The 19548-nt window shown below is 40.4% G+C and carries 18 protein-coding genes and 1 pseudogene; 8 read left to right on the top strand and 11 right to left on the bottom strand.

The window, feature by feature from the left end; all coding sequences use genetic code 11:
• Positions 1 to 113: 113 nt before the first annotated feature.
• Together ACR5KR_RS29760 and ACR5KR_RS29755 are read right to left on the bottom strand one after the other, a co-directional pair.
• Positions 114 to 1658: a hypothetical protein gene (locus ACR5KR_RS29760; RefSeq protein WP_445628810.1), complete on the bottom strand. Its 1545-nt coding sequence runs from the start codon at positions 1656 to 1658 to the stop codon at positions 114 to 116.
• A gap of 123 nt (positions 1659 to 1781) precedes the next feature.
• On the bottom strand, positions 1782 to 2384 hold the full coding sequence (locus ACR5KR_RS29755; RefSeq protein ID WP_322637631.1) for a DUF3318 domain-containing protein: 603 nt from the start codon (positions 2382 to 2384) through the stop codon (positions 1782 to 1784).
• Between the two features lie 356 nt (positions 2385 to 2740).
• Between ACR5KR_RS29755 and ACR5KR_RS29750 the strand changes: the two genes are divergently transcribed.
• Positions 2741 to 3001, top strand: a complete 261-nt coding sequence (locus ACR5KR_RS29750) for a hypothetical protein (RefSeq protein ID WP_445628809.1) — start codon at positions 2741 to 2743, stop codon at positions 2999 to 3001.
• A gap of 298 nt (positions 3002 to 3299) precedes the next feature.
• Positions 3300 to 4631: pseudogene (locus tag ACR5KR_RS29745) on the top strand (IS4 family transposase).
• Between the two features lie 183 nt (positions 4632 to 4814).
• Here ACR5KR_RS29745 and ACR5KR_RS29740 read toward each other — a convergent pair.
• Both ACR5KR_RS29740 and ACR5KR_RS29735 read right to left on the bottom strand, forming a co-directional pair.
• Positions 4815 to 5447, bottom strand: coding sequence for a cytochrome b N-terminal domain-containing protein (locus tag ACR5KR_RS29740; RefSeq protein WP_445628808.1), 633 nt, complete (start codon positions 5445 to 5447; stop codon positions 4815 to 4817).
• A 100-nt stretch (positions 5448 to 5547) separates the two neighbouring features.
• Positions 5548 to 6243 (bottom strand): esterase/lipase family protein, encoded by a 696-nt coding sequence (locus ACR5KR_RS29735; protein ID WP_448269058.1) that lies wholly within the window; start codon positions 6241 to 6243, stop codon positions 5548 to 5550.
• A 614-nt stretch (positions 6244 to 6857) separates the two neighbouring features.
• Between ACR5KR_RS29735 and ACR5KR_RS29730 the strand changes: the two genes are divergently transcribed.
• Positions 6858 to 8360: a hypothetical protein gene (locus tag ACR5KR_RS29730; protein ID WP_448269057.1), complete on the top strand. Its 1503-nt coding sequence runs from the start codon at positions 6858 to 6860 to the stop codon at positions 8358 to 8360.
• Between the two features lie 628 nt (positions 8361 to 8988).
• On the opposite strand, the gene petJ is transcribed toward ACR5KR_RS29730, so the two are convergent.
• From petJ to ACR5KR_RS29700, 6 genes are all read right to left on the bottom strand, one after another.
• Complete coding sequence (gene petJ / locus ACR5KR_RS29725; RefSeq protein ID WP_289795865.1) at positions 8989 to 9333, bottom strand: cytochrome c6 PetJ; 345 nt, start codon at positions 9331 to 9333, stop codon at positions 8989 to 8991.
• A 244-nt stretch (positions 9334 to 9577) separates the two neighbouring features.
• Positions 9578 to 9997, bottom strand: a complete 420-nt coding sequence (petE, locus tag ACR5KR_RS29720) for a plastocyanin (protein WP_448269056.1) — start codon at positions 9995 to 9997, stop codon at positions 9578 to 9580.
• Positions 9998 to 10239: 242 nt separating this feature from the next.
• Complete coding sequence (gene psbV, locus ACR5KR_RS29715; protein WP_448269055.1) at positions 10240 to 10731, bottom strand: photosystem II cytochrome c-550; 492 nt, start codon at positions 10729 to 10731, stop codon at positions 10240 to 10242.
• Between the two features lie 134 nt (positions 10732 to 10865).
• A complete protein-coding gene (locus tag ACR5KR_RS29710) occupies positions 10866 to 11081 on the bottom strand; it encodes a hypothetical protein (protein WP_322695732.1) in 216 nt (71 codons plus the stop codon).
• 161 nt (positions 11082 to 11242) lie between these two features.
• Entirely contained in the window at positions 11243 to 12079 is an 837-nt protein-coding gene (locus tag ACR5KR_RS29705) for a carbohydrate ABC transporter permease (protein WP_448269054.1), read from the bottom strand.
• Positions 12076 to 12984 (bottom strand): carbohydrate ABC transporter permease, encoded by a 909-nt coding sequence (locus tag ACR5KR_RS29700; RefSeq protein ID WP_448269053.1) that lies wholly within the window; start codon positions 12982 to 12984, stop codon positions 12076 to 12078. Before ACR5KR_RS29700 ends, ACR5KR_RS29705 begins: the two co-directional genes overlap by 4 nt.
• Positions 12985 to 13208: 224 nt before the next feature.
• Between ACR5KR_RS29700 and ACR5KR_RS29695 the strand changes: the two genes are divergently transcribed.
• From ACR5KR_RS29695 to ACR5KR_RS29680, 4 genes are all read left to right on the top strand, one after another.
• Positions 13209 to 15659, top strand: a complete 2451-nt coding sequence (locus ACR5KR_RS29695) for an ATP-binding protein (protein WP_448269052.1) — start codon at positions 13209 to 13211, stop codon at positions 15657 to 15659.
• A 97-nt stretch (positions 15660 to 15756) separates the two neighbouring features.
• A complete protein-coding gene (locus ACR5KR_RS29690; RefSeq protein ID WP_448269051.1) occupies positions 15757 to 15948 on the top strand; it encodes a hypothetical protein in 192 nt (63 codons plus the stop codon).
• A gap of 56 nt (positions 15949 to 16004) precedes the next feature.
• Positions 16005 to 16250: a type II toxin-antitoxin system Phd/YefM family antitoxin gene (locus tag ACR5KR_RS29685; RefSeq protein WP_445628800.1), complete on the top strand. Its 246-nt coding sequence runs from the start codon at positions 16005 to 16007 to the stop codon at positions 16248 to 16250.
• Entirely contained in the window at positions 16235 to 16645 is a 411-nt protein-coding gene (locus ACR5KR_RS29680) for a type II toxin-antitoxin system VapC family toxin (protein WP_448269050.1), read from the top strand. The genes ACR5KR_RS29685 and ACR5KR_RS29680 overlap by 16 nt, the downstream gene beginning before the upstream one ends.
• 10 nt (positions 16646 to 16655) lie before the next feature.
• On the opposite strand, the gene ACR5KR_RS29675 is transcribed toward ACR5KR_RS29680, so the two are convergent.
• Positions 16656 to 17921: an ABC transporter substrate-binding protein gene (locus ACR5KR_RS29675; RefSeq protein WP_448269049.1), complete on the bottom strand. Its 1266-nt coding sequence runs from the start codon at positions 17919 to 17921 to the stop codon at positions 16656 to 16658.
• Positions 17922 to 18099: 178 nt separating this feature from the next.
• Between ACR5KR_RS29675 and ACR5KR_RS29670 the strand changes: the two genes are divergently transcribed.
• Positions 18100 to 19527: an MFS transporter gene (locus ACR5KR_RS29670; RefSeq protein ID WP_448269048.1), complete on the top strand. Its 1428-nt coding sequence runs from the start codon at positions 18100 to 18102 to the stop codon at positions 19525 to 19527.
• Positions 19528 to 19548: the final 21 nt, after the last annotated feature.

Here is a 19548-nt window from a genome sequence, read left to right as displayed (position 1 = left end):
CAAAAACGTTATTTTTGAGGTGTTTTGGCGACACACTCAAATATAAATGCCGATCCCTTAGTAGAAAAAAGTCTCTACCATCTTAAACTACAAAGTTCTGGGGCGCATTATTCTTATACTTCGTCTACCCAATAAAGATAATATCTTTCATTATCCACCCAGCCTCTCTGAAAATCTTTGATCGGAACAATTTTCAAATCATTGCGGTTAACATTCAGTTTTTTATTTAAAATCAGCAAAACTTTCTTTCGCTCATCTTGATTTTGAAGTAAAGAATTAATCTGGCTTAATATCTCAGCTTGTTCTACTTCTTGACGACCTTTTTTAAATAAAGTAAAGCTTCCCATTTTTTCAATCTCTGGATAGTAAAACTTTCGATTGAGATAACCTGATAAAGGAGCCATATTCGCATCTCGACTGGCAACAATAAACTCATTATCCAATCCAGATTTATGAATATACTGGGCTGTTTCGCGACTAGCAGAAAATGGTATAACTAAATCTCTTGAAAAACTATAAATTCCTCCTCCAAACTGGACATAAAGAATGAGCATCAAAGCGACATAATGCCATTTATGAATAAATGTAATTGAACGTGGAATAATAGAAATTTTATTAAGTAAAGCTACAGACTTGTGATAATAACTTCCCAGCCATAAAGCTGCAATTAAAACTAAATAGAAATGTCCAAAATGCCGTGGCATACCTATAAATCTCAAGTATGTAAAGGCAAATAATATACAATTACCTATCATGTAGAAAAAGCAAACAACTGGCTTTTCAGATAATTTTATTAAAGTTAAAACTACAAAAAATAAAGCAATTGTCGCACAAACAATTAAATCCAGCCATCTTTTATGTGTAGGAATAATTAATAAATAACTACCAAATACTCTGCCAACACTTCTCAACAGATGACGGATATCTAATTCTATTAGCCAACCATTATTTAACCCACCGTGAAGATAACTATCTGTTGGAGGAGTAATAATATAAACGGATAAAATAAAAGATAATGTGATAATTCCAATACTTAAAGCTAAGTCGTACCTTTGGGCTTGACTAAAATACTGCTGCCGATGTTCGCTATCAAAACAAAATTCAACCAGCAAAGTCAATAATAAAGAAAATGATACTAGTAAACCATAAGCACTACTATTTGCGAGTAAACCCAATAAAATTCCCAAATAAGCATAAGTTATTTTTCTAGATGCAAAAACTGTACAGAATGCAAAAACAAATAACATACTAAAGGCATAATTTCGAGAAATTAAAAGATATTCATAAAAAGGAAAGAAGCCAAAGGAAAATAGAAATTTTTGTTGATAGTTAAAAGGGCTATACAGGCAACAAAGTGTAACTGAAACAACAGTAATTGCCAAATGGAAAATTTGCATGATAATTGGATCGTCGGCTATTTTTCTTAGAAGTGCCAGAGAAAAATACCATAGAACAGGATGACCTTCATAATGAATATTTGTAATTAAATCCCTCACTGAGCCACTATCTCTGACAATCAGCCAGGGATTTAGTTCATCTCGCCACATAGAATGGTTAAGAATACCTATTAAACCAAGAAAAGAAAAAAGAAGAATAATAAACCAAGGAGAATTCAAAGGTAATTTTGAAGTATATTTGCTAATTTGATTGCTTAACATTGTTAGTTTAGAATCCAATTTGTTTGGAGCGTAAAAATTGTTGTAAATGCTATCATCACATATTCTTCTGATTCTTAAACTACTCAGACGGATAGGTTATGACTTATGAATTATTACTCATTTTTACTTATAACTTTCTGGTATACCCACTGCTGATAAACCTGCGATCGCTCGTAAGTTTTGGCAACGAATCAACTCAGTAAAATTGAAACTGGAACGTCCTTCAATTTTGGCTACCGCTTCAATTGCTGATAATAGGTGCTGTGCTGCTTCAACTTCTGAATAACCACGCCGCTGTGCTATTTTAATCGCGGCTGCATCGGCATTTAACTCTGACTCTTGAGATTTATTAGTGCGCCAAATCCGAAAAGCAGCGATCGCACTTAATCCCCCAGCGACAGCAACGCCCACTACATCTGACTGTGCTGCTTCCAAGAATCCGCCTAACAGCCCAGCCAACACCACGCCTTGATAAATGTCGGGTTTAAACCACTTTACCCCTGTCAACCAGCTAACCATCTGCAACAGCAGCAAGTCTCGTTGGGGCTTTGTCAGGCGACGCCACAAATCAAAATTAATATATATCGGTCGCGCTTGGTTCCAGGGTTGGGGAAAGGAAGCGTCAATTACTTTTGCTTGCTCTGGCTTACTGACGATTTTTGTCGTCATCCGACCAGAAGCAGGCATCACATCTAACAAACGGCGAATTTCAACATTTGGCTCCATAAATTTAATTATTAGCCATAATGTGCATAGTAACTAGTAGTCTGCCAACCCAAAAATGTTAAGTGGAGGTTGGGTAAAAGGAAAAGGGTAAGGGATAAAAAACATGAGTCCCTTTCCCCTGCCCCTTATCCCCGCCGACGTTGCCAAGGCGTACTACTATGTGTGTAAAAAAAAAAGTTTTCGTGTTAACCTTTGATTTATGAGATGCTCTCGCAGTCATTGAATAGATTCAGATTGAGCTATAAGAATATTTATTCAGCAGTTTGATAGTATGGCGGGATTTTATAGTATTCCTTTGCCGCCAAATTCCAAACCTCAAAGTTTTGGCTTGCCATTAAGACTATATTTGTAACTACATGGACGCTTTTGCTCCCCTCCCACCTGAATGGACAAATAAGGCAATACACGCTTATGATTTTTGCTGTCCTAACTGCCACTCAAGTAGCCTAGAAGCTGAGAAAGTTTGGCTAAATCGGCGATCGCCTGTTCTTACGGAAGACCGTCGTCGCAAATGGCAAGAGTTTTATTACTGTCACTGTGGTTCTGTGTGGTGGGCTTGGAGTAGCGATCGCCCCCCAAAAGATATATCCAATCAGCCAGATTACCATCCTACATAGCCAATTTTCTTCATAAACAAAACCCCACCTAAAAGTGGGGTTTTGTTTATCTAATTCTCAGCTTTATATTTCATCACCAATTTTAACGTGAGTTCGACGAGTGCTATTTTGACCTCTCCCCCAGCCCCTCCCCTTTACAAGGCTACCGTGTATACACAAGTCGGATGTAAAGTAGGTGCAGAGGATTTTTGAGAAGCAAAAACATGGATAATCCAATCTTAATTCACGCTGCGATGATACCAGCAAAGGCATTTGGAGACGCTCGGTTGATAAAAAGGGGGCAGCATTATATGAAGCGATACAAAAACACCAATCGATAAATATCCGGCAAATAAGTCGAAATTGGGCAGAACAGATGGGTTATTATCGGTTTTTGGAGAATGAAAATATCACAGTATCAGAACAAGTACGTAGGATTGCGGTTGATTGCCAGCTTCGTGTAGCAGAAAAGCACGTATTAGCGATAAGTGATAGTAGCGAAATCAACTTGCAGTCTCATTTAGGTAGGCTGTCACCAGCAGGATTAGGAGTAGTAGGAAACAACACAGATGTAGGGTTTTATATTCATCCAACACTGGTATTGGATGGTGAGAGTGGATTTCCTTTGGGATTAAGCACCATACAATTGTGCAGCCGAGATATTGACCATGCAGATAAATATGAACGGGGCTATAAAAATTTACCAATTGAGGAGAAAGAATCCTACAAATGGTTAGCATCGGCATCGGAGAGCCAGAAATGCTTTGAAGCGGGTAGGGCAAAGATGGGAACTCACATTGGCGATCGCGAATCCGATCTATTTGAGGAATTTGCCACTGTACCCAACAAAAACAATCATTTACTGATCCGCGCTTGCCAAGACCGTCGATTGTTAGGGCGATCTCAATCACTGTTCGACTACTTGAGGGGAGCAACCATGTGAAGGTACTTATATCATTAACATACCTACAGACTCACGTCGAAAGCGAATGCCAAGAGAAGCAATGCTTATTGTTCGTTGTGGACAAGTTGAGATTCAACGCCCAGATAAATTAAGCGTTTTTGGCTATCCCACTAGCGTAACCCAAGTTGGCTGTTGAAGCTTTGGAAGTCCAACCACCCGCAGGACAAGAACCGATTCATTGGCGGTTACTGACCACACACGAAGTTGTTTGCTTAGAACAGGCACTGCGAGTGATTCAATGGTACGGGTGGCGATGGAAGATTGAACAACTCTTTGCCACCCTCAAAACAGCAGGATTAAATTTAGAAGCTACTCAGTTAGAGTCTGCGATCGCTATTCAACGCCTGACAATCTTGGCTTTGTCCGTAGCTGTCCGAACCTTACAAATGGTTGAAGGGCGCGACAATACTCAGCTTTCGGCTGCGCTTACCTTTTGTGAAAAGCAGCAACAATGCTTAGGAGTAATTCAATCTTCTGTTGAAGGTGATAGCGAAAAACTGCAAAATCCTTATCCCCTGGGTTGTTTACCCTGGGCTACTCGATCCAAAAGCTCGCCTGGGTGGATGGTCTGGTTACTTCTCTCAAAGACCTCCGGGGATGCATACCCTCGTTCGAGGTTTGAGGCAATTTGAATCCATCTTTTTAGGCTGGAAACTTGCTCAGGGTGGACTTGTGTATACACGGTAGGCCCCCTGCCCCCTGCCTTTCAAGGGCAGGCTTTTAGGCTTTCGATAAATAGTTGAGAATGTTCTCAATTATTGAACGTAGTTTTAAGTTCTCAGACAATGGTTTTGGTTTTAAAATCCCAAAAATTTGTCTAATCAAAAAAACCTGCCCCAGAAAGCTGCCCCCTGCCCCCTTTCCTCTTTATTAGCTTTGGGAAGGAATAAATTCGTTTTCTAATTTTGGCGCTTCTTGATACATTTGCCATTCCTGCCAGAGTAAAGCAGATAAATGTACTATGGCGAGAATTAGCGTCGTTACCGAAATCAGATAACTGTGGATTGTGTAAAGGTGTTCGACGGTAATTGTGTTAATAGCTCCACCACCAGTCAGGATTTCGCGCAGTTGCCCACCAATCAAAGGAATGGCTTCGATGGTTCCTAGCTCAATGCTAAAACGCCAGTATCCTTCCTGAGTCCAATCTAGAATCATTGCTGTCCAATCCAGCCCGATCGCACTTAGGGTTAACAAAATCACACTAATCCAAGCAGCCAGCCAACTCTTGCGAAATTGCCGACCTAAAAACATCACCACAATTTGAATGAGAGCGATCGCAATTACCCCGTTACCAGCAATATCATGCGCTCTCCAAAACAACCAGCCGTATGGCAGTTGTGTATTAATCATCTTTAATGAGTTATAAGCTCCGCCTGCTGTCGGTTCATAGTAAAAAGAAAGCATTACTCCGGTAGAGATATAAATTAAACACAGAGTCAAAATCACGACTGATAATATCGTCGCTATTCTTCGCAAAATCTTATCGAACTGGGTGCTTTGCATGGCTCACCCCTCCTGCTCTTAACTAAGTATTTATTCTTATTACGATTTTAGCTAAGAAATTTTAATAAATTTTACTTTTCTTATATAAAAATAAAGTTTTTTAAATCAAATATTGTACCCAAGCTTTTAAGGGTTCTGGTGAGCCATACCAAATTCCAGGACTTCTGGGAGAATGCTTGACACCTGCAATCACCAGATTTTCTGCCCCCTGCAAATGAGCAGCTTCGATGGGCGTAATGCCATCTCCCCAAGTGTTACCCTTACCACAGGTTAATTGGTAACTACTATAAGCTAACCAACTACCAGGCCGCCTTTTGCCAAAGATAGTTTTGCCAGCCACACAAACGTAACGAACGTTTTTGTAAAAAGCTCCTGGGTAGTTATTGTTGACAAAATCTAGATTGGAGCGTGTCCAGCGTTCTTGGCTAATATGGGGTGTACCTAAAGTGATGAGAGTAGCAACCAAGGGATGCCCTTGCCAGAGAAATGGTTTGACATCACCGCGCGCTAAATAGGGCTTTTCTCCCATGTAAATGCGGGATATCCAACCTCCGGCGGAGTGACCGATTAAGTTAATTTGAGTAGCATTATGTTGACGTAATATATCCTCGATCGTGTAATCGAGTTGTTGCAAAATCGATATTACAGGTCTTACTCCGAGAGTGGGGAGCCAGTCACGCCGTCGCAGTGGCACTGTAACTGTGGGAAAATCTAACTGCTGTAGGGATTGTTCTAGTTGGCGATAAGCGATCGCACTTTCTAGATATCCAGGCAAAATAACTGTCGGTAACGGCATTAGAAATTTTGGATGCAATGATTAGGGGTTTGAACTTTTTAGACGAAGAAGTAGTCATATTCAAGAGCTAGAATTGCGATCGCCTGACTGACTCCTTGGAGAAAAAAACCATAGCCTTAATGAGATTTCAGGCTAAAATGTCAAGAAAATTGTACAATTTACAACAGTTTGAGGGGCTGCCGATGTGGTAGTATTTTCAAATAGGGCCCAGTCTCAGACAAACACATGTGTCATCTGTTACAGAAGTGTAGTTGACTGAAAAACAGTTGAAAAAACCAGGCAACTTCGGCAGATGTTTTGATGTATTCAAACCTGTGCGTTTACTTAAACTTTATAAAACTCCCAGATATTAATTTTAATTGTGTGCGTCATAACAATAAAAAATCAAAAGTAGTAATTTTTCAAATATCTGTTTAGCAAGCTCGAATTTTGAAAATATGATACAGCGTCATTGATTAATTAAAAACTTGAATAAATGGCAATTTTGGCGTTTTGATTGCCAACCGGGGAAGTTATTATTTCCTTATGAAGAACGCATCTCTTGCAAAATATTGCAATGCCGGAAAGAGAAAATCGCTATTCAACTGCAACTGAGTGAGTGAACGATAACAGCCATGTCTTACGTCTCCCTGCTGAAAAATATACCAGACATCTTAAGCCAGCCAATTGGGATAGCAGCTATAGCCTCCCTTGGTATCCACGGTGCGATCGCCATGATCGTACCATTGATGCCGATGGAGTCTAACAAGCCCAAAGAAACAGCATCAGCCAAACCAGTTGGACTTTTGGAATTGAGCCAAGCAGACCAAAACCGTCTGCCGCAAAGCACACCTCAAATTGGTTTACAACAATTACCTCCAGTCGCCCCACTTGCGGCTCCAAACTTTAGTGTCCCACCGGGATTAACGCCATTAGCGCCATCACCATCCAGTCAGCTGGTATTACCTCCGCTACCGGCATCATCGAATAACTATCGAGTCTCTTCCTTACCTACAAAGCAGTCTTTGCGGATGATTCCGAGTGATAATTTGCGGTTTGATGCGTCTAAATTTGATAGTTCTAAATTTAATACCAGCGCCAGATTCTCTCGACCAGTTCCTCGTGTGAATGTGAGTGAGAGCGTCGCCAAATACGAGCCACCTAAGCCGCTACCTGTAAATAGGTTGCCAGAATTGCAGTCGCAGCAAATACCTGCCGATCTTCTGCGAAATCCCCAGCCTCCAATCTTATCTGACAGTACACCCGTTGCAACGGCACAGGTAAATACAACTTCACAGCCAATGACGCAACCAATTCTGAATGCGTCGTCTACAATTCCTCAAAATCCGCTAATAAATTCCCTAAAACAAGCTCCAACGAATGGGGGTACTTTAATTGGAACTAGGGGAAGCACGTTACAAACAGCGGATTTATCAGCGAAGGGAACTCAACAGGCAATTGCACAGCTAGACTCCTACGCCAACCTGAGAAAGGAAGTCCAGCGACAATACCCCAACGCTGAACAAAAACCAGTCATCCGTCAAACATTATCTACAAATAAGTCAAATCTTGAAGGTGCTGTTTTGGGAGTATTGGTTGTAGATCCTGATGGTAAGGTTTTAGATATCAAATTTCAAGACAAGTTAATTTCCCCGGAATTGCAATTAAAAGCAAGGCAATACTTCAACAAGCAATCTCCCAAGGGTGATAAACAGATTAGTTCCTATCCATTTAACCTACGTTTCCAAAACAGCACGAGCAATCTTACTGAGACTACTCAAGAGCAAAACCCCTCATTATTATCTGCACCGGCAAGCAATAACAATCAGCTTACCCCCTCACCAGCAGCTACTTTTAAACCATTACCTAATTTACAAATCAGAAATAACCCGCCTACGTCCTCACCAACAGGTACTCTCAAACCATTAATTACACCAGCTACTCCCAAACCATTATCTGAACTGCAAATTCAAAATAACCAGCCTACGCCTTCATCGGCAGCTACTACTTCTGAACCTTTATTGTTGCCGAAAATCAATCAGGGTCAGTCTACATCTGCTGCTGAATCGGATAAAAAATTAGTAGAACGGTTGCGCGAAGTTAAGGAAAACAGACAAAAGTCTAATCCAGAAAAATAATCGCCCGTTGATAATTTCGGATTTAGATAGGGGTAATTTATCTAGACGCATTTGCAGCGTCTACTCTACGAGTTCTCAACTGGAGTAACCGTAGGGTATTATCCCTATCTGAAAAATTTTCTTGCATAAGTCCTGTTTAAAATAACGTAAGTTCCACAGACCTCTCCCGGACAGCCTCCCTCTCCTAAAAAGCGAACGCGAGTGCTGTCTGGGTAAGGAGAGGGAGGAGTAACGAGTAAGGAGGGTTTTTGCTCCCCTTTCCTGGTAGGAGAAGGGCTGGGGGAGAGGTCAAAATAGCACTCGTCGAACTCACGTTAAAATACAATACGTTTGGGTTTAAAGTTATTGGTGTAGTTTCAAGACAGGATAAATCGCGTCTCTACATCAGGGTTTTGCATTTAAAATATTGTTTTTAGTCGTTGACGAATTAGCGATCGCTAGTTCGTGATACATAATACTTAGTTTAGAAGTTCGTTAGAAGGTTCTAAGAAGGAAATGCAGGCTTGGGATTTTCAACAAATAAATTATCCAATGTTTTCGGGTGAGTGTCTAGTTAGCTATTAACTGTTAGCTATTAACTAAAGATAGGCAAACGCTCACCCCAAAAAAACTATACAGTATAGCTACTTTACCAACCTTGTTCTGCATTTTGAAAAACGTAAGCAGCTACCTCTAGAATCTCCTCAGAACTTAACTTGGCTTTAAAAGCAGGCATGGCATTTTTACCATTTTGTACTTGATGGATAATCGCCTCGATTGAGTCTTGATTGTAATTTTCTAGGTACTTTGACAATGCTTCCTTTTTCAAGGTTTTCTGGCTGATAAGGATGTTACCGCCACCTATATGGCAAGAAGCGCAGTTAGCCTCGAAAATTTTAGCACCGTTGGATGTTTCGGCAGCTAGTGCTGGACTAATGAATGTGAATTTGAATAGGGCGATCGCCGACAGTAGAATTAATAAAAGTATTCTCAACAGTATTTCCTCGCAACAAGCCTCCAGCAAGAGTATAAACGCGATTAATCCCTGATTAAGTCAAATTTGATCAAAATTGGCGGTAACAAGTTCACTCCTCGATCGCTACAGATTGTTTAGCGTCTTAGGGAAGGATAGAACTCGTTACCGCCATTTCTGCATTTTATGCGTCACTCTAGGAGTGTAGCGTGTGGCGATGAGCTAATTTCATTGAGTAATCATCTCGTGTCAAACGCTGGTGTTTCTAGCCTTGGACAGTAATTGTACCAACCATGCCAGCACCACGATGAGGTTCACAGTAGAAGGTGTAGTCACCAGCAGGTGCGTCTGCTGCAAAGGTGGTTGTTTCCTTTTGACCAGGACTCATGAGCAACTTCTTATGAGACAAAGATTTAGCTAAATCGGCACTCTTAGTGGGGTTTTTGGCAGCATCAAACACAACATTATGAGGAGGAACTTTATTGTTCACCCATTCAATAGTGTCACCTGGTTTAATGGTCAACTTTTTCGGTTCAAATGCTAGCAGTCCTTTATCGCTACCCAATTTCACCTTGTAGGTTTCAGCCGAAGCACTGGGAGTAAAAACAGCAAAGCTGCTAACAACTAAAAGGATTGTCAACACAGCTAAACTAAGGCGTCGCCAGCTTACCGAAATTAATTTCATAGCTCTCTCCTAACAATCAATTTTTTTCCCTTTCTCATTTTAAATAAAATCAACACCAAAGTATGACAATCTGTCATAGATCCATTTTTTTTTTAGAATGGAGAGCAATTTATTGCAAAAAGCTGTCCAATAATCAGTAAATGGGGAATGGGGAACGGGGGATTAAGAGTAGGGACTGAATTCTTTCCAATGCCCTATTCCCAATGCCCAATACCCTATTCCCAATGACTCAACTCCGAGATTTAGTAATAGATTTTTCCGCCTCCCCACTTAGTACCAACGATTTTGGGTTGTAAGAGAATATGACCGGCGATCGCTTCCAAGTCATCATCCGTCAGATTTCGCACTGCTGTGAAAATATCTGCGCTTTTGAGACTGGGGTGTATTTCGGAAATCTCTTCTTCACCATCGTAAGTAGTGGGATTTTTTAGGTAATCTACTAAACCTTCAATGTTGTTCCGGTTAGGTGTTGCCAGTGCTAAGTCCTCTGGAGTGAGTCCCACGTTTTGGTTTGTCTTGGTAACTCCACCAGCATGACATTGGGCGCAAGCGTAATTAAATAAGCGTTTGCCTTCTTTGACTTGTTTAAGGCTGAGTACAACGGTATCACCTTGAGCATTTAATGGCACTGTTCGGGTAGCTTTGTCTAGTTCCACTGCTGTCGCGCTACCGACAATCAACTGAAACGAGAGTAAAACAGTAGCCATAACAACGCCAATTAGTCTTATAAACATGTTTCCCCTTAAAGATTTTGACGCTCAACACAGCTAAGAACGCGATTCTCAATCTCCAAGCTGCTAATTGCTAATGACTCATTAGTTTTTTATCATTAGCTATCAGTTATTAGCGAAAGTTCTGAGATAACCCTTCAGGGGACTTCGCGATCGCCCACCAAGTCGTTAGTACCTTTGGGGCGTATTTCAGAGGATATTTGGGAAATAATTGCCCTTGCATCTTCTAACGCCAAACGGGTCTTTTGGTGTTTGTAGGCGATTCCCAGTTGGTTGCACAGAGAAAACACTTGTTCTACAGGAATGCTGTAGTCGGCTGCTATCTCTGCGATCGATAGGTCTGCAAAACCCATAATGCTTGTTTACTGATAGATAGAGATTGAGTCGCTGTAATACCAATATCACGTTAGGAGTGCAATTTGTTGCCCAAAATACTGTTTGGGGAATGGGAGGGGGCAGGGGGCAGGGAAAGCAGGGGAAGAATTTTTAACTGTTGACTAATGACTAATGACTATTAACCTTTTCCCCCGGTAAAGCTGACGCTTTGAATGAAGTAACGATTAAAAAAGGCATAAATGCCTAAAGCTGGCAGGGTAAAGACCATAGAAGCCGCCATAATGTAGTTCCAATAGCTGATGTATTGACCTTTGAAGGTGTTCAGCCCCAAGGGGAGGGTAAACATTTCTGGGTCAAATAGGATAACTATGGGCAGTAAAAAATTATTCCAACTCCCCATGAACACAAAAACTGCCTGTGCTGCTAGTGCTGGTTTTGCTAAAGGTAAAACAATGTGTCGAAAAATTCCAAAGGTATTTAAGCCATCGAGTTGTGCTGCTTCTTCTAGTTCTTTAGGAAAATTAACGAAAAACTGCCGCATCATGAAGATAAAAGTGGCATTAACCATGCTAGGAACAATCATGCCTTGATAAGAATTCAGCCAGCCGATCGCTTTTAAAATCAAAAATGTCGGAATCAGGGTGATTTGCGTCGGTACTGCTAGTACTGCCAAAATTAGGAAGAACCAAAAGCGCTTGCCCACAAAGCGCAGTCTTGCCAAGGCATAACCAGCCATTGAATTTAACAACAAGTTTAAAACCGTGACGCTGAGTGCGATCGCTACACTGTTAAACAACCAGCGCCAAAATAGCGGTTCTTGGAGAAAGATTTGCCTGTAGTTGTCAAGAGTAAAATTCTTGGGGAGAAAGTTGGGTTCACCATTGACAATCTCTGTTAGCGGCTTAAATGATGCTGAAAGTGCCCAGAGAAAGGGAATTAGGGTAATGATGGCATAGAGTGTCAGCAAGACGTACAACAGGGCTTTGAGCCAAGATAAGCCAGAGGTATTAGTCAAATCCGTTCGCCTCCGAAAAATCGTCGCTGAATCAAAGTGATGGCAACGATGGCAGCTGCTAACAAAAATGCGATCGCAGCTGCATATCCCATTTGTAAATTCCGAAATACAGCTTGATAAATCAGCAGCACCACAGTTAAGGTAGCGTTGTTTGGCCCGCCAGTACCGCCAGAAAAGATGTAAGACTGGTCAAAAAGTTGAAAAGTCCAAATTACCCCTACTGTTACCACAAAGAAGGTTACAGGCTTAAGCAAGGGAAGAGTAATGTGGATAAATTGCTGCCATCCATTTGCGCCATCCAGTTCTGCGGCGTCGTAAAGTGTTTGGGGTATATCTTGCAACGCCGCCAGATAAATCACCATGAAAAACGGTGCAGTGGACCAAATGTTCATGATCGTAATGCCTTTGAGGGCAACTGCTGGATCGCCCAACCAGTTATAAGTAGGTAGCCCCACAAAAGCGAGAAAATCGTTTAGTAGCCCATCAGTGTTATAAATCCACATAAAGATGAGTGTCAGCACTGCTGAAGAAGTGACTGTCGGCAAAAAATAGAGGATGCGCCACCAGTTTTTACCGCGAATCCCAGAATTCAGAGTTACTGCCAGAATTAAAGCCAGGATAGTTTGAGTTGGCACAACAAGAGCTACATATTCGGCTGTGTTTCTCAAAGCAATCCAAACTCTTTCATCTTCAGCTAATCGTGTGAAGTTGCGAAAACCGATGAATTCGTACTCAATACCGCCGAGAAGTTGGACTTTTTGCAAGGAAAGAAAAACGGCGTAGAGAATGGGTAAGACTACAAAAGTTCCCAAAACTAGAATGGTGGGCATCATGAACATATACCCAGCCAAGTCTTCAGTGATGTTCCACTTGTGGTTTCTGCGCCGCCTGCTAATTTCAAACACTACTGAACCTCCGATGAATCTCGCACTCACCCGACTGTAGCGATGGGTTGTACATGATTATTTATCGTACTCCTGTACAAAAATATTTCACCCGATCAAATAATTCTCTACCTTTGGAAAGCGTAGATAAAAGCAGCAAGTCAAAAGACATCGCTTGTATGAGTTAGCTGGATATGCAACTTAGGGAACTATATATTAACCCGATTCAAGCAATAGGACACAAAATGTCATATACAGCCTACTTACGTTCGATCAAAAATAAACTCCAGAGAACTGGTAAAAGTCAAAAAAGCCTACGGGTCAAAACTATCATAGAACAGTTTGGCTACCAGCGTAGAAGTCAATCATTCATAGATGATTTTAATACTGCTCTTGATGAATTGGGGCTTTGTGCAAATCCTCGGTTGGATTTGCATATTCCGTTAGATACAAAAATAGCTATTTCTCTTAAAGGTGTAAAACCAACAAATGAAGTTGCTGAATCTGAATCAATTTCAGACAAACTAAAAGAGGCAATTTCAGTCAAGCATGATTTTTTCTACTACTTGTTTGATTTTGGCTCTGAACAAGAATATGAACGATTCCAAGCGTGTTTAGATTCTCAGCAGCCAGTTGGTATTTTTTTGATTCCGCAAGTAGAAGATTTCTTCTGTGATATTGTTGTCAAAATCTTTAATTATGAATTAATTAGAAAATCTCAGTATGGAGGCTATAACAGTATACCTAAAATTGCTAATAGGAAAATTCCTACAAATATTGTCTCAGAAGATAAAGATTGTGAAGATGAACAAGAAAATCCTATCTCTGATGCTAGTATTTTTCAATTTTATCGCTCAACTATGACTAGCATTATACTTGGCAACACTGGTTTAGAATTGCTTGATTCAGAAAAATTCGATCGGCAGTTTGAACAGATATCCTTATATGCCAATAAATATAATTCTGAACAATTTTTTATCTTATTTCATTGTCCATCGACATTAGAAATCCAAGCTCATCAACAAGAAGATGCTTTAGGATATTTGGTAGATAAAGTTGCTAGTAAAATTCCTTTTACTTTTACTCTCCGATGTAAATATCCAAATGAAACTTCGATTGAATATCAAGAGGAAGTGTATGCCCATTTCCGTCTACTACTGGAACTTCCGTATTATGAAATAGAGGAAGAGGATGCATCTTTGCAAGATTACTTTGTAGAATTACAAAAGGCTCAAATCCAAGCTGAGTCTCAGTTATTGCTGAAGATGAAAACTGAACATTTTTACACTTTGAAATGGCAGCAAGAAAGTAAAGAATATATCTACCTTAAGTATTTTGCGATTAAAACGTTGGAAAGTCTAGGATATGGATTGTCTAATATTGGCTGTGAAGTTGAGTTGACTTCTAGGGATGAAGAAACAATCGATGAAGATACATCAGACGACGATCAAGAGTACCAAAGTGAAATTATAGAAGTCTATGTAAAAAATCAGGTAGTGGTTGAAATAGAAACGCTCAAATACCAAGAGTTTCAAGATAACAATCTCTTTTTAGATTCAATTAAAAGAGTTTTAAGGAAATCAAAAGTATGGCCAAATCAATTAGAAAGCCTTTGGTTGGTAATTCCCGGTTTTGAGATAGCACGCAACTATTATCAATTGAAAAAACTAAAGGAAATATTAGAATATAAGTTTTCTGAATATTATGGCGATCGCTTCCAAGTTGTAATCATGGCTCCTGATTATGAAAAACACCAATTAGTCCCAGTATCCTTTGACTCTATCGACTATCCATCTTTTAATTATGGAGCTAAAAAACCTAGTTTAGTCCAAGCATATCCAATTACTAACCGCGTCAAAGAATTTAAACTTGACTTTAGCCAAGTACAAGGGCTGAATGACGAAAAAGAGAAACTAACTAGACTTCTGAAGCTGCAATCTAAAGGATATAAAAGTTCAATTGGTGGAATTCTTTTTTATGGCTTACCGGGATGTGGTAAAACTTTACTAGCAAATGCCTTTGCTAATGAGTCTGGAAGATATTTCTTTAAGTTCTCTCCTGCTGATATTGTCAGTGTTTGGATAGGGCAAAGTCAAAAGAATATTCGAGATATCTTTGCTCAAGCTAAGAAAAAATCACCTTCACTTTTATTTATTGATGAATTAGACAGTATTGGGTTTAATCGTAATGAAGATAACGCACACACAGATCAAAAGGCAACTATCAACCAATTACTCATAGAACTAAATAATCTGCAAAATAGTGATGTAATTGTTATTGCTGCTACTAACTATTTGAGTGGCATTGATAGTGCTTTGAAGCGTTCTGGTAGATTAGATTGGAAAATTCCTGTTTTTCCACCCGATCGAGTAGAAAGAATAGATTTATTCAAACACTACCTATCAAAAATTGATATGAATCAGCTAATCAACTTTGAAATTATGGCAGATAAAAGTGGGAGATTTACTTCATCCGATATTGAGTTGGTTTGCCGGGAAGTCAGAAATGCTATTCTTTTAGAAGAAATCAGTTCGGCTTTAACAACTTCAGATGTAATTACTTACATTAATAATCTACAAGATGGTGGCTTAAGTCTTAACGAGGAACAAGTTAAAGAATTTTTGGAAGAGTGTAGGAGAATGAGTGTAAAAAATCCTAAGTTAGAAACTCTAAAATTAGAATGGGGATTGTATTAGTAATAGGCTGGCGATCGCTATTTCCACACCCCGATCGATCGTAAAAAATAATTCGTCTTCCGGTTGCGGCGATCGCTTCCAAAGGTTCTAAGTATTCGTGGGGTACTTCTGGCTATTAGATTCAGAAACATCGCTTGACTATCTTGATCTCATTGATGAGGATGATATTCCTCAAAATAGTGATGTAGTACTGATGTTATCTCAGTATTTAGCCGCTATGAAGCAGTTCAAATCCGCTTATTATGCCTGGGATGCTTCCAAGCGTCGTTGGTGCTGGTTTACTGAATAAATACAGCGTTTTAAGCAATAGTTCATGCTATGTCCTATTAAAATATGACTATAGTCATGACTACGGTTATTATGAAATCAATTTCCAAAAGTAAACTCAAATCTCAACTTCTTGAGTTCTTACGACTTGTAGAGTCAGAGGGAGAAGAAATTGTAGTTACCGATCGCGGTAAGCCAGTCGTGAAAATTTCCAAATACGCACAAGCACCTTCAACAGAAGAGTTATTTGGGGAAATACGCGGTAAAGTGAAGTACTTTGAGGATTTAACTACACCAACCACTGACGAATGGACACAATTGTGAAGATAGTCCTTGACACTTGTGCCCTAATCTGGTGGAGTTTAGATCCAGCCAAACTTTCTGAACAAGCTAAAGAAGCGTGCAACCAGATGGAAAAGGATAAAAATGGTCTTGTCCCTTCCATAGCTATATGGGAAATTGCGATAAAAATTAAAAATAAAAAACTAGATTTAGGAGTCAATCTTAACGAATACGTAGTAAGGCTGAAAAAGTCTAGTACCGTTCAGATTGTACCCATTGATGAAAATATTTGGATGGAAAGTCTCAATTTAGAATGGGATCATCGAGATCCAGTAGATCGAGTTGTCGTCGCACTAGCCAGAAGTAATCAAGCTGCAATAATTACAGCCGATCGAGAGATAGCAAATTTCTACTCAGAAGTGATTTGGTACAGGTAAGAAAGATCGCTTACTCCATCGTCTTAATTTGCTGGTTAGCTTCATTCTGTGCCTTTAGCATCGCTTGCTTTAATGATTGTTGTCCCAACAAGGCGCTGACGAACTGGTTATCAAAGTTATTCACGATCGCACCTGGATACTGACCTACCTGCCAGAGTGTAGCATATTTAACCCCCGCTACTAATGGCGCTCGCAATGGGTCTTGGTCGTAGCCCAAATTCTTTGCCACTGATTTACGTGTTGGCAAAGCAAACCCTGTTCCTGTCCACTTTTGCATCCCCTCTTTACCCGTGAGATAGGAAATCAATTCCCAAGCTTCGGCTTTGTGGTGTGCTTGCTTGTTCATCACGTAGGCAACAGTCAGCATCATTGTGCCTTTTTTATCATTAATAGCAGGTACTGGTGCGGTAGCAAACTCTACTTGGGGAAAGGTTTCGATTAGATAGGGAATTGCCCAGTTACCTTCAATCACCATTGCCACTTTACCTTGACCAAACATTTCACTACCTGTGTTTGTGCCAACATCAGATTTTTGAGCAGAGGAGTGGTCTTTTTGATACTGATCTACTACTAACTCTAAACCCTGTAAACTTGCCTCGCTGGCAAAAGTAGCATAACTATTTCGATCGACAGCTTGCCCACCAAAGGCTTTAATTTTATAAGCCTGACGCGCTAATTCTGGGATTTCTCCAAAGCCGTATTTATTAAGTTTACCTGTCAATTGCTTAGAGTAGGTGCGTAGTTCATCCCAATTAGCTGGCGGATTACTCAAGCCTGCGGCGGCAAAGGCTTTTTTATTATAAAACAGGGCAAGGGTGGAATAGTCTTTAGGAAGACCATAAATATGGTTCTGGTATTTGAAGCTGTCAAGTAAGCTATTCTCAAAGTCCGCTAAGTCAAATTCAGGGGTAATGTAAGCTTCTAGCGGTTCCAGAACATTTTGACTCATCAAAAAAGGAGCTTCTACCGACTCCAGATAAAAGACATCAGGCGCTGCTTCGCCAACCAAACGAGTTTTGATTACATCCATGTATTGGTCAGAAATCGCCTCATATTTGACCTTAATATTTGGATGCTGTGCCTCAAAGTCTAGCAGTACCTGTTGCAAAAGTTTTTGCTCAACAACATTGCCTCCCCAACCACTGAGTTTGATGGTGACTGCGGTAGATGCTAACGGCTTGCTTGGCAATTGTAGGCTTTGACAAGCAATAATAGCGATCGCGATCGCGATCGCTAATGCCAAAAAGTTAAATAATCCTTTATTGTTCACAGACAAATAATACGTCTCTTTCCTTGCTCATACCTTGTGTTATTAAGGAGTGATATGTTTAATTATTTGAAATTTTGGTTAAAAATTGCAAGCTAAAATAACGAAAAATTATCAGCGATGCTAATTGAAGCATACTGAGTTCTTGTGCAACCTGATTTATCAGAGGATACTTCACCCATAATCTATGTTTACGGATTCTGTTCAGATTGAAACAACTGCGCCACTGATCCTGGAATTTACCCAGACTGCCTCACCACCAACAGCAATCTCTTTAAACTCTCGAATTTCCAAGGATACTATTCGCACTAGTTTAAAAGCTTCTACTGCGGATTCTGTCTTAGCATCGGTTTATTCTCTGGGAACTGGCGGGATTTTACTCAGCAATTTATTGGTGGAATTGGGTGCTAGTCCAGTGGTATTTGGGATGCTGTCTTCTATTCCCATGTTGGTCAATCTTATTCAGCCGTTGGGTGCTTACTTGTCGGAACGCAGCACCAGCCGCTTTCAATATTCGCTTCGGACACACGGAATTGGTCGGCTGCTATGGCTGATTTTAGTAATTGGTATTGTCAGCGCCAGCTTGGGAGTAATTGATGCTCACCAGTTAGTCATATTGACACTCTTGATTGTTCTATTCAGTAGTCTTTTAGGAGGATTAGGAACAGCATCGTGGCTCAGTTGGGTGGCAATGATAGTTCCCCGACGATTACGAGGCAGGTATTTTGGGACACGCAATAGTGCTGCTAGTCTCACTAATTTGATTTGCGTACCAATGGCCGGTTTAGTTGTATCGCATTGGTATGGGGGAACTCTCCAAGGTTATGGTGTAGTTCTACTGCTAAGTATTGTGTTTGGGATTGTGGGATTGGGGTGTCAGTATTTCCAGGTGGATATGAATCCGCGATCGCAAAACACTTATTATGGCAAGTCCTCACAAACCAGTGAGATTCAATCCGAGGTTGCAAAAGATGAATCTTCTGAAATACTTCAATCAATTCATTTGCCACAAGAACAGTCAGCTAACAGCATCTGGAAAAACTCTAACTTTTTGGTATTTCTGCTGTATTTCAGCTTCTGGACGCTTGCTGTTAACCTCAGCAGTCCTTTTTTTAACCTCTATATGCTCGACACGCTGGATTTAGATGTCAGCTATGTGACTATCTACAATAGCCTTCAGGCGGGGGCAACTTTGCTGATGCTTATCCTGTGGGGAAAATTAGCAGACAAGATAGGTAATCGTCCCATCCTCATCTGTATTGGGATTTTGGTTGGAGTTACACCACTCTTGTGGCTGGGGATTGGTGTAAATCGCCTTGATATCTGGTTGTGGTTGCCACTACTACACATCTTGATTGGAGGTACTTGGGCGGCGATTGACTTGTGCAGCAACAATATCCAATTGAGCATTGCACCAACTAAAAATCAGTCTATCTATTTTGCGATCGCAGCTGCCGTTGCTGGAGCAAGTGGTGCTTTGGGCACAACTATAGGCAGCTTTCTCGTGCAATTTACTCAGTCTGGAGGTTTACTAGGCTTATTTGCCCTCTCAGGCATATTTCGACTAGTAGCCCTTGTTCCACTCATGTTTGTTCAAGAGCCAAGCAGAAGTTAGGAGTTAGAAGTTAGGAGTTAG

Source organism: Nostoc sp. DSM 114159 (assembly GCF_053470285.1).
Note: the sequence above shows the minus strand (reverse complement) of the source record. Positions and strands in the feature narration are given on the sequence as shown.

Coding starts and splice junctions, on each gene's coding strand:
- ACR5KR_RS29760 (WP_445628810.1), bottom strand. CDS start 1,658: ATGTTAAGCAATCAAATTAGCAAATATACTTCAAAATTACCTTTGAAT.
- ACR5KR_RS29755 (WP_322637631.1), bottom strand. CDS start 2,384: ATGGAGCCAAATGTTGAAATTCGCCGTTTGTTAGATGTGATGCCTGCT.
- ACR5KR_RS29750 (WP_445628809.1), top strand. CDS start 2,741: ATGGACGCTTTTGCTCCCCTCCCACCTGAATGGACAAATAAGGCAATA.
- ACR5KR_RS29740 (WP_445628808.1), bottom strand. CDS start 5,447: ATGCAAAGCACCCAGTTCGATAAGATTTTGCGAAGAATAGCGACGATA.
- ACR5KR_RS29735 (WP_448269058.1), bottom strand. CDS start 6,243: ATGCCGTTACCGACAGTTATTTTGCCTGGATATCTAGAAAGTGCGATC.
- ACR5KR_RS29730 (WP_448269057.1), top strand. CDS start 6,858: ATGTCTTACGTCTCCCTGCTGAAAAATATACCAGACATCTTAAGCCAG.
- petE (WP_448269056.1), bottom strand. CDS start 9,997: ATGAAATTAATTTCGGTAAGCTGGCGACGCCTTAGTTTAGCTGTGTTG.
- psbV (WP_448269055.1), bottom strand. CDS start 10,731: ATGTTTATAAGACTAATTGGCGTTGTTATGGCTACTGTTTTACTCTCG.
- ACR5KR_RS29710 (WP_322695732.1), bottom strand. CDS start 11,081: ATGGGTTTTGCAGACCTATCGATCGCAGAGATAGCAGCCGACTACAGC.
- ACR5KR_RS29695 (WP_448269052.1), top strand. CDS start 13,209: ATGTCATATACAGCCTACTTACGTTCGATCAAAAATAAACTCCAGAGA.
- ACR5KR_RS29685 (WP_445628800.1), top strand. CDS start 16,005: ATGACTACGGTTATTATGAAATCAATTTCCAAAAGTAAACTCAAATCT.
- ACR5KR_RS29680 (WP_448269050.1), top strand. CDS start 16,235: ATGGACACAATTGTGAAGATAGTCCTTGACACTTGTGCCCTAATCTGG.
- ACR5KR_RS29670 (WP_448269048.1), top strand. CDS start 18,100: ATGTTTACGGATTCTGTTCAGATTGAAACAACTGCGCCACTGATCCTG.